The organism is Mycobacterium sp. 3519A, assembly GCF_900240945.1.
Taxonomy (GTDB): Bacteria; Actinomycetota; Actinomycetes; order Mycobacteriales; family Mycobacteriaceae; genus Mycobacterium.
Genome location: NZ_OESG01000013.1, coordinates 2352264 through 2365912, shown reverse-complemented (window position 1 = coordinate 2365912; position 13649 = coordinate 2352264). Strand labels below are relative to the sequence as shown.

The following is a 13649-nucleotide window of genomic DNA, read 5'->3' as shown; positions in this document are numbered from 1 at the left end:
TCAACGAGAGGATTCTGAAAGCGGTCCGGTGGCGCCACCGGGGCGCCGCCCCAACACCGATCGGGGGTGGATCGTGCACGCACGCACTACCACTATTCAGGCGCAAACGTCATGCATCGACGCGGGAATCGCTCACGTGCGCGACGAAGTGATGCCTGCGCTCGCCGGGATGGAAGGGTTCGTCGGGCTATCGCTTCTGGTCGACAGGGACTCGGGTCGGTGCATCGCCACCAGCGCGTGGCAGACGGAGGACGCCGAACGGGCCAGCGCCCAGCAGGTCGGGCTGATTCGTGACCGGGCCGCCACGGTCTTCGGTGGCAGCGACCCGACGGCCGAGACCTGGGAAATCGGCGTGTTGCACCGCGACCACCACGCCGACAACGGCGCCTGCGCACGGGTCACCTGGCTGAAAATCCCGCCGGACCAGTCCAATCGCGCCATGGAGTTCTACCGGACCGAGGTGTTGCCGTCACTGGAGGGCCTCGAGGGATTCTGCAGCGCAAGTTTCCTGATGAACCGCTCAGGGCGTGCCGTTTCGACCGCGACGTTCGACAGCCGGGAAGCCATGGAGCGCAACCGCGAGCAAGCGCGGGAGCTGCGGAATGCCCGGACCAGGGAACTGGGGGCCGACATCATCGACGTCTGCGAATTCGAGCTCGCGATCGCCCACCTTCGGGTGCCGGAGATGGTCTGACCTGTACAAGCGCTGATTGACGCACGCGTTTATTCGAGGAACGGCCGGGGTATTTCAGCTGCACCCTAGAGCCCTGGAGGAACAATGACCATTACAGGTGTAATCACCGCGATTCTGATCGGCATCGTGGTGGGCGTGCTCGGCAGACTGCTGGTTCCCGGCAAGCAGCCGATCGGCATGCTCGTCACGATCTTGGTGGGCATCGTGTCGGCCTTCATCGGCACGGCGATCGCCCGCGCGCTCGGCCTTCCCACCGCGACGGCGGGCATCGATTGGATCGAACTTCTGTGCCAGGTGGTCGTCGCGGCCATCGGCGTCGCCCTCGTGTCGGCGTTGATGGGTCGCAGGCGCACCGGCGTCATGGGCGGCAGGCGTTCCGGTCTACTGCGCTAGCCGCACCCCCGGCGATCCCGGCTGGCCCCCACCGGCCGGGATCGTCGCTGTCTGGGGTCGGTTGAAGCGTTTCGGGCGTCACTTCCGGAGGCGGTTTCGAGGACTACTTCCGCGAACTGATGTTGACGCCGCCGACTCACTGAGCCCGCGCCTTGATCTGCTGCACCACCCACGAATTGCCGTCGGGGTCGGCGAATCCGAACAGCGTGCCCCCGTCGCGTTCGTCGATGACTTCGATGTCGCCGGCCGCCACACCGCGCGCGACCAACTGCTCCCTGGCCCGATAAGCGTCGGCGACGACCAGCTGTAGGCCTTTGAGCGAGCCCGGCGGTGTGAGTTGAGCGAAACGCTGCGCACCGGCCCGGGTGTCGTGGTCAAGCTGAAAGCCAGCTGATCGCGGTAGAACGCGATGGCCCGGTCGACATCGCCGACCGGCACCACCACGACTTCGAGAGTCCAGTCCATCTACAGCGTCGCCAGCAGCTCGTCGAGCTTTTCGTAGCCCTCCGCCATGCCGCCCTCCATGCCCGACGACAGCAGACCGTCACGCGCTTCGATGGTCGGACAGATCGACCGGCCGCGCAGTCTGCTGCGGCCGCCACCGAGATCCTCGAACCACATGAACTCGATGTTGACCATGTCCGGTGCCCCTTCGAATTCGAAGGTCTGGATGATGAACTCGTTGTCCCGCACCTTGTGGAACACGCCGTTGAAACCGAACTCGCCGCGATCGGCCTTGTGCACATAGCGGTATCCGCCGCCGGTCTTGAACTCCCAGTGCTCGATCGTCATCTCGAGGTCCCGAGGACCCAGCCACTGCTTGACCAGATCCGGTTCGGCGTGCGCGCGGAACAGCGCCTCAACCGGAGCGTCGAACTCGCGGGTGAACTCCATGGCCAGGGTGTCGACCGGGGCGTTGAGGTTGAGCGGGTTGGTCATCTGTCGGTTCCTTCCTTGTCGGTTATCGCCGCCAGCAGAGCGTCGAGCCGGCGGTAGCTGCGTTCGGCGTCGAGTCGGTACCGGTCGATCCATGCGGTCATCCGCTCCAGCGCGGCCGCGTCGAGGTGGACGGGTCTGCGCTGCGCGTCGCGAGTCCTGGTGACCAGGCCCGCCTGCTCGAGCACCTGAATGTGTTTGGACACAGCCTGTTTGGTGATGTCGAACGGAGCAGCCAACTCGTTGACCGTGGCAGGCCCTCGGGACAGTCGCGCCACGATCGCGCGCCGCACCGGGTCAGCCAACGCCATGAAGGCGCGGTCCAGCCAGGCGTCTGCATCGTCCCCGTCCTCCAATTATCAACCTTGTCTTTGATCAATGTTTTGGTTGAATAACAAGGTAGAAGGCTGTGAGGTGGCTGTCAAGAGGTCGTTTCAGCGCTTCTTGCGGATGATGGCGCGCAGCTTGTCGAGCCTGGTGGCGATCTCGCGTTCGACACCATGGGTGGTGGGCCGGTAGTAGTCCACACCCACCAGCTCATCGGGTGGATACTGTTGCGGCACAACACCATCGGGGTCATCGTGGCTGTACTTGTAGCCGACGGCGTGGCCCAGTTTGGTGGCCCTGGAGTAGTGGCCGTCGCGCAGATGAGGGGGCACCAGGCCGGCCTTGCCGTTGCGGATGTCGTTCATCGCGGCACCCAGCGCCGTCGTCACGGCGTTCGACTTCGGGGCGGTGGCCAGGTGCACCGTGGCGTGGGCCAGCGTCAGTTGTGCCTCCGGCATGCCGATCAGTTGCACAGTCTGCGCGGCGGCGACCGCGGTCTGCAGCGCTGTCGGGTCGGCCATCCCGATGTCCTCGCTGGCCAGGATCATCAACCGCCGCGCCACGAACCGGGGATCCTCCCCCGCGACCAGCATGCGGGCCAGGTAGTGCAGCGCCGCGTCGACGTCAGAGCCGCGCACCGACTTGATGAACGCGCTGATCACGTCGTAGTGCTGATCACCGTCGCGGTCGTAGCGCACCGCGGCCTTGTCCAACGACTGCTCGATGGTCGCGACCGTCACCTGCTCCCCCGCCTCGGCGGCCACCTCCAACGCGGTCAGCGCGCGTCGCGCATCGCCAGCCGACAACTGCACCAGCAGATCAACCGCGTCCTCGGTGACGTCGACCTGACCACCGAGGCCTCGCGGATCCTCGATCGCCCTGCGCACCACGGTGCGCACCGCATCACTGTCGAGTGGCTGCAATTGCAGGATCAGTGACCGCGACAGTAGCGGCGCCACGACGGAAAACGACGGGTTCTCGGTGGTAGCGGCGACCAGCAGTACGACCCGGTTCTCGACCGCGGAGAGCAACGCGTCCTGCTGGGTCTTGGAGAACCGGTGTACCTCGTCGATGAACAACACCGTCTGCTCACCGTGCGCCGCCGCGCGACGGGCAATGTCGATGACGGCGCGGACCTCTTTGACGCCTGCCGACAGCGCCGACAGCGCCTCGAACCGGCGGCCGGTGGCCTGCGAGATCAGCGACGCCAGCGTGGTCTTCCCGGTGCCGGGCGGGCCGTACAGGATGACCGATGCCGCGCCCGAGCCTTCGACCATCCGGCGCAGCGGTGAATTCGGCTTGAGCAAGTGGTCCTGCCCGACCACCTCGTCGAGGCTGGCCGGGCGCATCTTGACCGCCAACGGCGCCGACGCGCCGACGGGGCCGCCCGCACTGGCGCTCGCCTCGCCTGGGACGTCGAACAGACCGTCGGACACTGTTCAGGAATACCACGGTCGCCGGACATACGATCGACTGGTGACCACCAAGCCGATCAATCTGGCCGAAGCGCTCGCATCATTCGACGCCATCTACAGCCCGCGGATCGTCGCCAGTATCAACGACTACGACGTCCGGATCGCCCATACCAAGGGTGATCACGTGTGGCACGTACACGAGGACACCGACGAGTTCTTCCTCGTCCTCGACGGCGAATTCCACGTCGCCGTCCGGGATGGGAATGGCGGGGAGTCAACCGTGGTGTTGCGCCAGGGCGACACGTACGTCGTGCCGAAGGGCACCGAGCACAAGCCGTCGTCGCCTGGTGCCTCGATCCTGATGTTCGAACCCCGCGGCACCTCGTCGACCGGCGACCGTCACGACGACATCCCCGACCACGTCGACAGCACCACCGGCCACGCGCTCGGCTAAGCGCCCGCCGTCACGAAGTCGATCAGTTCCTCGACCCGGCCGATCAGCGCGGGCTCGAGGTCGTTCCAGTCCCGTACCCGGCCGCGGATCCGTTGCCATGCCCTGGCGATATCGGCCTGCTGGCTATGCGGCCAGCCGAGCGCCTGACACACGCCGTGCTTCCAGTCCGTGCCTCGCGGCACCACTGGCCACGTCGAGACGCCGAGCCGCGCAGGTTTGACGGCCTGCCAGATGTCGATGAACGGGTGGCCGACCACCAGGGTGTGCGCGCCGCCGGGACCGCGGCGCACGGCGTCCGCGATACGCGCCTCCTTGGAACCGGCCACCAAGTGGTCGACGAGAACGCCGAGTCGACGCCCGGGGCCTGGCTGGAATTCCTCGACGATGCCGACGAGATCGTCGACGCCGCCGAGGTATTCGACGACCACGCCCTCGACACGCAGGTCGTCGCCCCACACCTGCTCGACGAGCTCGGCGTCATGGCGTCCCTCGACGTAGATCCGGCTGGCCAGCGCCACCCTGGCCTTCGTCTGCACGGCCACCGACCCGGATGCGGTGCGTGCCGGGGCTGGGGCTGCCTTGTTCTTCGGTGCGGTCAGGATCACCGGCTTCCCGTCGATCAGATAGCCGGGCCCGATCGGGAACGGCTTCCTGTGGCCGTTGCGGTCCTCCAGTTCCATCCGGCCGTATTCGACGCGCACCACCGCGCCCACGTATCCGGTCTGGGCGTCCTCGACCACCATGCCGATTTCGACCGGCCGCTCGGTGGAGCGGGGCTTGCGGTGCGGATTGTTGGCGAGAACATCGATGCCATAGCGATCAGCCACCGAGCGATCGTAGGGTCACACGCGTGCTGCTCAATCGCGACACGGCGGAAGGCATTGCAAACGGTGACATCACACTCGTGTTGCGACGGTGGGACGCGCCGCGGGCCAAGGCGGGCGGGACGCAGCGCACCGTGGCCGGAACGATTCGCATCGACGACGTCGCCGAGTATCCGGGCAGCTATCGGGTGACCGCCGCGCAAGCGCACGCCGCCGGGTACCCGGATGCAAGGACCGCGCAGAAGGACCTCGACCGCCGACCGGCCAAGCACACGTATGTGATGACGGTGTCGTATCTGGGTCCCGACGAGCGACCGGAACTGGCGGCCGACGACCGATTGTCCGATGCCGACGTCGCTGCGATCGCCGCACGCCTCGCGCGCTGGGATGATGCTGCCGAAACCCCTTGGACGCGTGACTATCTGGAGATGATCGGCGGTAACGAGGCGGTGCGGGCACCGGACTTGGCCGCTCGCGTCGGGCTGGACGTGCCGCGGTTCAAGCGTCGGGTGCGTCAGCTCAAGGGACTCGGGCTGACCATCAGCCTCGACGTGGGTTACCGGCTCTCGCCGCGCGGGAAGGCTTTCCTGTGCAGATTGCCCTGACCCCTGGCGTTGACCTCATTCCGGCGAGCGACCCCTTTTCGACGGAATTTCGCGGCGTGTCGTGTACAGACACGGACGCCCGCGAGTAGTTGGCGGCAGTTCAAGTGCCGAGTTCGTCGATGATGGTGTGGATGAACCGCATCTTCTCCAGCACCGCGGGAGGCAGCACGAACGGGTAGAGGTCTTCCTTACCCATCGACCGGTTGATCATGTTGAGCGCCCACGACAGTGGCAGCCACATGTCGATGATCGCGTCAAAACCGCTTGGCCCCAGCTGCTTACGCTCGAAGGTGGCCGCAGCGGGTGCGAAGCCGAACGCCGCCGCGGTATCCAGGGTGTCGCGGATGTGCAGATAGTGGGCGAATGTCTCAGCCCAGTCCTCGGCGGGATGCATTGTCGCGTAGGACGACACGTAGTCGTCCTCCCAGCCCGTCGGCGCGCCCTCCTGGTAATGCCGGTCCAGCGCGGCCTGGTAGTCGGCGTCGGGATCGCCGTACAGTTCACGGAACCGCGCCGCGTACGCCTCCGACGGCTCGACGAGCCGGTAAAAGTAGTAGTGGCCGATCTCGTGGCGGAAGTGACCGAGCAGCGTGCGGTAGGGCTCGTCCATCGCCACCCGCAGTTGCTCGCGGTGCACATCGTCGCCCTCGGCAAGGTCCAGCGTGATGACACCGTTGTGGTGGCCGGTGAATACCTTCTCCTGCTCGCTGGACAGCAGGTCGAACGCCAGGCCGTACTCCGGGTCCTCGTCGCGGCCCACGATCGGCAGCTTGAGTTCGACGAGTTCGGCGATCAGTCTGCGCTTGGCCTTCTCCGCCGCGGCGAACGCCGCCAGCGCCTTGGTGTCCGCGTCGTTGGGCCGGGTCCGGGTCAGTGCGCACGAAGCACACAGCCGGGCGACCGGACCCTTCTCCACCAGCCAATTGCATTCGGCCAGATGCAGGTTCACACACAGCTGGTACTCCCCCGCATCCACTGCGCCGGCATGGTCGCTCTCCTGGCCGGGCGCTATCACCAACAGGGCCATGTCGTCCAGCGAGAAGCCAAGCGCGCTGCCGCAATTCAGGCAGACCGAGTTCTCGAAGGCCAGGTGCTGCCCGCAATTCGGGCAGAGGAAGTCACGCACGCAGCATCCCGCCCTCGTACGGCGCGACGTCGACGGACACGTCGATCACGCTGCTCTCCGCGTCGGTGAAGATGATGCCGCGCAACGGCGGCACATCCGCGTAGTCGCGGCCGAACCCGACGAAGATATAGCGCTCATCGACCATCTGGTCGTTGGTGGGATCCAATGCGAGCCATTGATTCTGCGGCGTCCACACCGACGCCCACGCGTGTGTCGCGTCAATGCCGATCATGCGTTCCTTTCCAGGCGGCGGGTCGGTGGCCAGGTACCCCGATACGTAGCTGGCCGCCAACCCGTTGGCACGCAGACAGGCGATGGCCAGCCGCGCAAAGTCCTGACATACCCCTTCCCTGGCCGCCAAAACCTCGCTGACCTTCGTCGACACCGTGGTCGATCCGGATTGGTAGGTGAAGTCGGAGTAGATCCGCGACGTCAGGTCGCGAAGCACGTCGATCAGCGGCCGACCCGGTTCGAAACTCGGTGCGGCGTAGGCACGTAACTCATCGGTGATCTCGGGCGGCTGCAGGTCGAGGGTGAACTCGGTCGCAAGTGCACCGTCGGCACCGACGGGCCGCGCGATCTCCCACGGCGCGCGGGCGGACCCGGCGCTGTAGAGCTCCGGCGCTGGCGGGTCCACCTCCACGATCGATCTGCTGGTGATCGACAGCGTGCGATGGCGCTCGGTGACGTGGAAGTACGAGCTGATGTTGCCGTAGCCGTCGCGGCTGGTGGAGCTGTCCGCGGCCTCCGGTTCGATTATCAGCTCATGCGACAGACAGCGCTGGCGCGACGAGTCCCGCGGAATCAAAAAGCCGCGGCCGTAGGAGCTCGTGACGTCGTCCGAGTAGCGGTACACGGTGCTGTGTGAGATCTGATAGCACCGGCTCGATCCCGACGCGACAGGCCCGTCCGTCACGGCACCACCCTGAATTCGTCAGCGCCCCACAGGTGTTGCATCTCGCCCGGCAGCGACAGATGTGTGGCGGTGATGATGCGCGACAGCTCGCGCAGGTCGCGGTGTATCCCGTCGAGCAGGTCGGCCAGCGTGACCCGAGTGCCGTCGGCGACCTCTTCCAGTTCGGCGGGATCGAGGCGGCGCAATCGCGTCGCGATGTCGTCGACCAGTCGCTCGGGCCGCGACGAGCCGGATGATCCGGGCAACGCCTTCAGGTTTGCCCGCAGTCGCTCGAGTTGATAGACCAGCGAGCGGGGGTTCTCGGTGTCGAACAACACCAGGTCCGCCACAGCAGCCACACTAACCTTGCCCAGGGTGCGCCGCCGGTAGATGACCGAGGATTCGCAGGCCACCAGCGTCGACTCGGTGATGGTCTGCTCAGCACCCGGGTTGCGCACCGTCGTCAACGTCACGCGCAGCAGCGAGGTCAACGCCAACCCACGCTCGATGCGTTTGCCGATGTCCATCATCGTCCACCCGACGTCGTGCACCATCGACTCGGCCGCGACACCGGACAGCGCCAACATCCCTGCCAGCGTCAGATTGCTCGTCGACGACAGGAACGCCTCCCCTTCGGTCTGCGATTCGGGCGGCGATTCCGAGGCGTGTAGCAGCGCCCGCTCGACCGCAGCCAACACCATCCAGGTGTCGTTGGACATCTGGTCGCGCACCGCGCGGGCCGCGAGCCCGAGCCGCTCCACCGACTGCGCCAGCGAGCCGGACCGCTGCCGGTCGGCGGTCAGTGACCACAGCGTGCTCGGGGCCGTCGCGACCATCTCCGCGTAGTCGCCGCCCGCACCGGTGTCGGTGCCCGTGATGTGTCCGAGCGCGGTCAGTAGCACCGGTACGCATTCGCTGCCTTCCATCTCGCGGCGATACCGGTATTCGTGGTAGCGCTCACGGGTGACGGTGAGCAGCCGGGCCATGTTCTCCGCACGTTCGGCGTAGCGGCCCATCCAGAACAGGTCGGACAACACCCGCGGCGAACTAACGGCGCGGATCGGGCTCGGCGTCACCGGAGCCAGATCGATCGGGCTTGGCGGCGTCTCGACGGTGACACGCGTCGGGCTGCGCACCCAAATATCCTTGGCTGCAACGCTGTTCAACCGGTACGCGGCATGGCCAGGCGCCAGCAGGTAACCCAGGCCGCCGATCATCGGCGCGTAACCGCCGCGCTGCGAGACGGTGAACAACCGCATGCCGACGCTGGCCGACGACAGACCGCCCGGGTAGAAGTCGCTCGGCGCCGTCGAGAACCGGGGCAGTTCCTGGCCCACCCACTGCCACGGGGTGGCCTCGATGCGCGTGCCCAGTTCCTTGCGCTGCGCCGACGACAACGCCGGTCCGACGATCGTCTTGCCGCCGGTGACAGATTTGATCAACAGCGACGACAGGTTGGTCAGCAGATGCGAGCGCTCGGTGTTGATGCCACCCCAGTACATCGGCGTCGTCTCCAGCAGCGGTGTCTCACCGACCAACCGCTCCGCCAACTCCGGTAGAAACCGCAGCAGCCCAGGGCTTTCCAGGATGCCGCTGCCCAAGGTGTTCACCACCGTGACCGCGCCGCGGCGCAACACCTCCACCAGTCCCACCACGCCCAACCGCGAATCTGCCCGCAGGTCAAGCGGATCGACGTATTCGGCGTCGACGCGGCGCAGCACCACGTCGACGCGCTTGAGCGTGCCCATCGACCGCATCCACAGCTTGCCGTCGCGCACCACCAGGTCGGCGCTTTCCACCAGCGGGAAACCGAGCACGCTGGCGAGGTAGGCCTGGTCGAACGCCGTTTCGGAATGGATGCCCGGGCTGAGCACCACGACCACCGGTTCCTCAGCGGACTCCGGCGCGGCGTCGATCAGCGCCAGTCGCAGCGCCTGCGCCCACGGCGATGCGGGCCGAGGGCCGATCCGCTCGTAGAGGTCGGGGATCGCGTGTGCCACCACGCGCCGGTCGGCCAACGCGTAGCCCGCGCCGGACGGCGCCTGCGTCCAGTCGGCGTTCACCAGGAACCCGCCGTCGGCGGACCGGCTGACGTCGCAGCCGTGCAGGAACAGCTGGTGACGGCCGGGCACCTCGATGCCGCGGGCGGCCCTGACGTAACCGGGATGGGCGAACAGCAGCTGGGGCGGCAGCACGCCGCTGCTGATCGCTTGGCGGGGCCCGTACAGGTCGGTCAGCACCGCGTCCAGCAGCCGGGACCGTTGCACCAGACCGGCTTCCAGGGTGTCCCAGTCGGTCGCCGAGAGCACCAGCGGCAGCGCGTCGAGGTGCCATGGCCCCGGTTCCGCGGCGCCGTCGCCGTTGGTCACCGCGTCGCCGTGCCTGTCGACCTCGATGTAGGTGATGCCGTCGTTGTCGACCGAACTGCGGATGACGGAGCGCAGCTGGTCCAGGCCGTCGCGGCCACGCTCGCCGACGCATTCGGCGAGCTCCTGCCAGGCGGGGCGGACATTGCCTGCCGGGTCGACGAATTCGTCGTAGCCGGTGCTGGCGCGCTCACCGCGGACGTCGAAAAGCGCCTGCTGAGAACGCACGGCGCGGTACCGGGCGAGCAGGTTGTCGATGTCGTGGGTGTTCGGCGCGGGTAGAGCCATCACTGCAAAACGGTACGCACCCGGCGCAGATCCAAGATGCCCGGCGCGCCCACATCGGTGGATTGGCGGGCCTGCTTCTCGCGGATGTCAGACATGTCGACCTTGCCTGCGGTGAAGCCGGTGGCATCGAACCGGCGGCCGCGGCGGGATTCGGCCTCCACCGCATTGACCGGCGGGTTGTCGTACGCGCGGCCGCCCGGGTGGGACACGTGGTAGGTGCAACCGCCACGCGAGGTCGCGGTCACGGTGTCGACCAACTCGAACCGCAGCGGCCCGTCGACGGTGATGGTCGGATGCAGCGCGCTTGGCGGTTGCCATGCCCGGAACCGCACCCCGCCGACCTGGACGTCGGGATTGTCAGTGGCCAGCAACGGGATCGGATACCCGTTGGCGGTGACCACGTAGCGGTGCCGGTCCGCGCCGATCAGCCGGACCTGGATCCGCTCCACCGACGAGTCGACATAGCGGGCGGTGCCGCCTGCGGTGGATTCCTCGCCGAGCACGTTCCATGGTTCGATCGCGCCGCGCAGTTCGATCTCGACTCCGTCGAACACCGCGGTGCCGATGCGCGGGAACCGGAACTCGGTGAACGGGTCCAGCCAGCTGGTGTCGAAGTTGATGCCGTGCGCCCGCAGGTCGGCGGCAACGTCGGCGATGTCGTGAATCAGGAAGTGCGGCAACAGATATCGGCCGTGCAGGTTGGCGCCGTGGCGGATCAGCGGGGCGCGCAGCGGTTCGTCCCAGAACCAGGCCACCAATGACCGCACCAACAGCGACTGCACCATCGCCATCTGAAAATGCGGCGGCATCTCGAAGCCGCGCAGTTCCAGCAGACCGAGGCGGCCGCGCGCGCTGTCGGGGCTGTAGAGCTTGTCGATACAGAACTCCGCGCGGTGCGTGTTACCGGTGATGTCGGTGAGGAGGTGGCGGAGGGCGCGGTCGGTGATCCACGAAGCGACGCTTGCGGAGCCGGTGAGCCGGGCGATTTCGGCGAAGGCGATCTCGAGTTCGTAGAGCGCCTCGGCGCGGCCCTCGTCGACGCGCGGCGCCTGTGACGTCGTTCCGACGAACCGTCCCGCGAACAGATAGGACAGCGACGGATGGCGCTGCCAGTAGGTCAGCAGCGAGACCAGCAGGTCGGGGCGGCGCAACAGCGGCGAATCGGCGGGCGTCGGACCGCCAAGGGTGATGTGGTTGCCGCCGCCGGTGCCGCCGTGCGTGCCGTCGACGTCGAACGATTCGGTCGACAACCGGGCCTGACGCGCCTCTTCGTAGAGCGTCTCCAATTGCTGTCGCTGTTCGGCGAAGCTGCCCGTCGGGGCGACGTTGACCTCGATGACGCCGGGGTCGGGCGTGATCGTCATCGAGCGGACCCGCGGATCCGGCGGCGGCCCGTAGCCCTCGATCACGACGGGACAGTCGACTTTGGCCACGGCGGCCTCGACCCGGGCGACTAGGTCGACGAAGTGTTCCAACCGCTCGGTGGGTGGCAGGTACAGATAGAGGTGTCCGTCGCGGATTTCGGCGACCATCGCGGTGGTGGGCGCGCCGTCGGCGTCCTCCACGACGGCAGCCGGTTCGATGTCGACCCGCAACTCCTCGCGGCGGGGCGACGGGTCGGCGTCGTACGACGGCCGCGGCGGATGCCAGCTGATCGAGTCCAGCGGCAGCCGCAGCCCGGCCGGTGAGTCGCCTTCGAGCAGCACGATGCGGCCCCGACGCAGTTTCCAGTCCGCGCTGGCCCACCCGGAGTCGTCGTCGCGGCGGTGCAGCGGCAGCACGTAGGCGGCCGGTTCGGTGACGGGCTCGTCGAGGCGTGCCAGCAGCGCCGCGCGCGCTGCGGCTGTGTCGTCGGCCAAATCGTCTGCGCCCGCGACGGGTTCGCCGTCGGGCCTGCGCACCGCGGCCGCCAACCTGCCCAGTGCGTCCTCGTAGGCCGGCCGCACCTGCGAGGGTGGCAGCCCGAGCCCGTCGGTGATGGCCGTCAGCAGCTGGCGGCCCGCATCCGGTGCGAGCGCCTGCGGTTCGGCGTCTGCCCACGGATCGGCCAGCAGTGCCTCGTTGGTCCACAGCGGCTGACCGTCGTCACGCCAGATCAACCCAATCTGCCAGCGCGGCAACGGTTCTCCGGGATACCACTTGCCCTGGCTGCGCTGCACCAAGCCCTGCGGCGCCCACACCTTCTTCAGCAGGGCCGTCAAGACGGACGCTCGCTCCCTCTTGTGCGGGCCGTCGGCATCCGTGGTCCATTCCGGGTCGGTCTGGTTGTCGATCGACACGAATGTCGGCTCGCCGCCGACGGTGAGTCGGACGTCTTTTGCGGTCAACCGCTCGTCCACCGTGGTGCCCAACGCGCAGATCGCGCCCCACGCCGCGTCGGTGTAAGGCAACGTGACTCGGGGATCTTCGTGCACGCGGGTGACGAGATTGGAGAAGTCCAGCGTCGTCTCGCACGGCTCGGTCGCGCCGGTGATCGGGGCCGCCGATTCGGGGTGCGGCGTCGCCGACAACGGAATGTGGCCCTCGCCGGCGAAAAGCCCCGACGTCGGGTCGAGCCCGATCCAGCCGGCGCCGGGGATGTACACCTCGGCCCAGGCGTGCAGATCGGTGAAGTCGGCGGCAGGCCCCGACGGCCCGTCGAGCGCCTCCACGTCGGAGGTCAACTGGACCAGATAGCCGGACACGAACCTGGCGGCCAGCCCGAGTTGGCGCAGCACCGAGACCAGCAGCCACGCCGAGTCGCGGCACGAGCCGATCCCGGTGCGCAGCGTGTGATCCGGGGTCTGCACCCCGGGTTCCATCCGCACGCTGTAGCCGACGTCGGCGTTGATCGCGCGGTTGAGCGCGACCAAGAAGTCGATGGTGCGGGTGCCGGGTGCGACGGCGAAGTTCTTCACCCACGCCTGGACCAGATCGCCGGGGCCTGACCCCTCCGTGTCCTCGTCGACCGGTCGCAGGTACGGCTTGAGATCTTCGGCGAGCGCCTTGGGGTATTCGAAGCCAGCCGAACCAGACCAGTGTTCGGCCCAGTCCTCGATGAAGAAGTCGAACGGGTTGATCACCTTCAGGTCGGCGATCAAGCCGACCGTGATGGTCAGGCTGCGGGCCCGGTTCGGGAACACCACCCGCGCCAGGAAGTTGCCGAACGCGTCCTGCTGCCAGTTGATGAAGTGGTCGGCGGGTTCGATCGTCAGCGAGTAGGCGTCGATCGGCGTGCGTGAATGCGGGGCCGGACGCAGCCGAATCACGTGCGGGTACACCTGTACCAGCCGGTCGAATGTGTAGCTGGTGCGATGCTCCAGCGCCACCTTTATGCCCACGGTGCG

12 protein-coding genes and 1 pseudogene are annotated in these 13649 nt (G+C 67.4%); 4 read left to right on the top strand and 9 right to left on the bottom strand.

Annotation, left to right across the window (positions count from 1 at the left end; all coding sequences use genetic code 11):
• Nucleotides 1–73 precede the first annotated feature (73 nt).
• Nucleotides 74–694 (top strand): hypothetical protein, encoded by a 621-nt coding sequence (locus tag C1A30_RS19295; protein ID WP_101950322.1) that lies wholly within the window; start codon nt 74–76, stop codon nt 692–694.
• An 84-nt stretch (nt 695–778) separates the two neighbouring features.
• Nucleotides 779–1087: a GlsB/YeaQ/YmgE family stress response membrane protein gene (locus tag C1A30_RS19290; protein ID WP_101949748.1), complete on the top strand. Its 309-nt coding sequence runs from the start codon at nt 779–781 to the stop codon at nt 1085–1087.
• 136 nt (nt 1088–1223) lie between these two features.
• Here C1A30_RS19290 and C1A30_RS19285 read toward each other — a convergent pair.
• The 4 genes and pseudogenes from C1A30_RS19285 to C1A30_RS19270 form a co-directional block, all read right to left on the bottom strand.
• A pseudogene (locus C1A30_RS19285) lies at nt 1224–1552 on the bottom strand (VOC family protein).
• Nucleotides 1553–2026, bottom strand: coding sequence for an SRPBCC family protein (locus C1A30_RS19280; RefSeq protein ID WP_101949747.1), 474 nt, complete (start codon nt 2024–2026; stop codon nt 1553–1555).
• On the bottom strand, nt 2023–2334 hold the full coding sequence (locus C1A30_RS19275) for a helix-turn-helix transcriptional regulator (protein ID WP_101950321.1): 312 nt from the start codon (nt 2332–2334) through the stop codon (nt 2023–2025). The genes C1A30_RS19280 and C1A30_RS19275 overlap by 4 nt, the downstream gene beginning before the upstream one ends.
• Nucleotides 2335–2457: 123 nt before the next feature.
• Complete coding sequence (locus tag C1A30_RS19270; protein ID WP_101949746.1) at nt 2458–3786, bottom strand: replication-associated recombination protein A; 1329 nt, start codon at nt 3784–3786, stop codon at nt 2458–2460.
• A gap of 40 nt (nt 3787–3826) precedes the next feature.
• On the opposite strand from C1A30_RS19270, the gene C1A30_RS19265 reads away from it, so the two are divergent.
• Nucleotides 3827–4219 (top strand): cupin domain-containing protein, encoded by a 393-nt coding sequence (locus C1A30_RS19265; RefSeq protein WP_101949745.1) that lies wholly within the window; start codon nt 3827–3829, stop codon nt 4217–4219.
• Here the strand turns inward: C1A30_RS19265 and C1A30_RS19260 are convergent.
• Nucleotides 4216–5046: a DUF3097 domain-containing protein gene (locus tag C1A30_RS19260; protein WP_101949744.1), complete on the bottom strand. Its 831-nt coding sequence runs from the start codon at nt 5044–5046 to the stop codon at nt 4216–4218. The genes C1A30_RS19265 and C1A30_RS19260 overlap by 4 nt on opposite strands.
• Before the next feature lie 23 nt (nt 5047–5069).
• Here C1A30_RS19260 and C1A30_RS19255 point away from each other — a divergent pair, with 23 nt between their 5' ends.
• Nucleotides 5070–5648: a hypothetical protein gene (locus C1A30_RS19255; protein ID WP_101949743.1), complete on the top strand. Its 579-nt coding sequence runs from the start codon at nt 5070–5072 to the stop codon at nt 5646–5648.
• A gap of 100 nt (nt 5649–5748) precedes the next feature.
• Here C1A30_RS19255 and C1A30_RS19250 read toward each other — a convergent pair whose 3' ends face one another.
• Genes C1A30_RS19250 through C1A30_RS19235 form a run of 4 tightly spaced genes read right to left on the bottom strand, consistent with a single transcriptional unit; the run spans nt 5749 to nt 13643 of the window.
• Nucleotides 5749–6774 (bottom strand): putative zinc-binding metallopeptidase, encoded by a 1026-nt coding sequence (locus C1A30_RS19250; protein ID WP_101949742.1) that lies wholly within the window; start codon nt 6772–6774, stop codon nt 5749–5751.
• Nucleotides 6767–7690 carry a transglutaminase family protein gene (locus C1A30_RS19245; RefSeq protein WP_101949741.1) on the bottom strand — a complete coding sequence of 308 codons (924 nt, stop codon included), beginning with the start codon at nt 7688–7690 and terminating at the stop codon, nt 6767–6769. The genes C1A30_RS19250 and C1A30_RS19245 overlap by 8 nt, the downstream gene beginning before the upstream one ends.
• A complete protein-coding gene (locus tag C1A30_RS19240; RefSeq protein ID WP_101949740.1) occupies nt 7687–10323 on the bottom strand; it encodes a circularly permuted type 2 ATP-grasp protein in 2637 nt (878 codons plus the stop codon). Before C1A30_RS19240 ends, C1A30_RS19245 begins: the two co-directional genes overlap by 4 nt.
• A complete protein-coding gene (locus tag C1A30_RS19235) occupies nt 10323–13643 on the bottom strand; it encodes a DUF2126 domain-containing protein (protein ID WP_101949739.1) in 3321 nt (1106 codons plus the stop codon). The genes C1A30_RS19240 and C1A30_RS19235 overlap by 1 nt, the downstream gene beginning before the upstream one ends.
• Nucleotides 13644–13649: the final 6 nt, after the last annotated feature.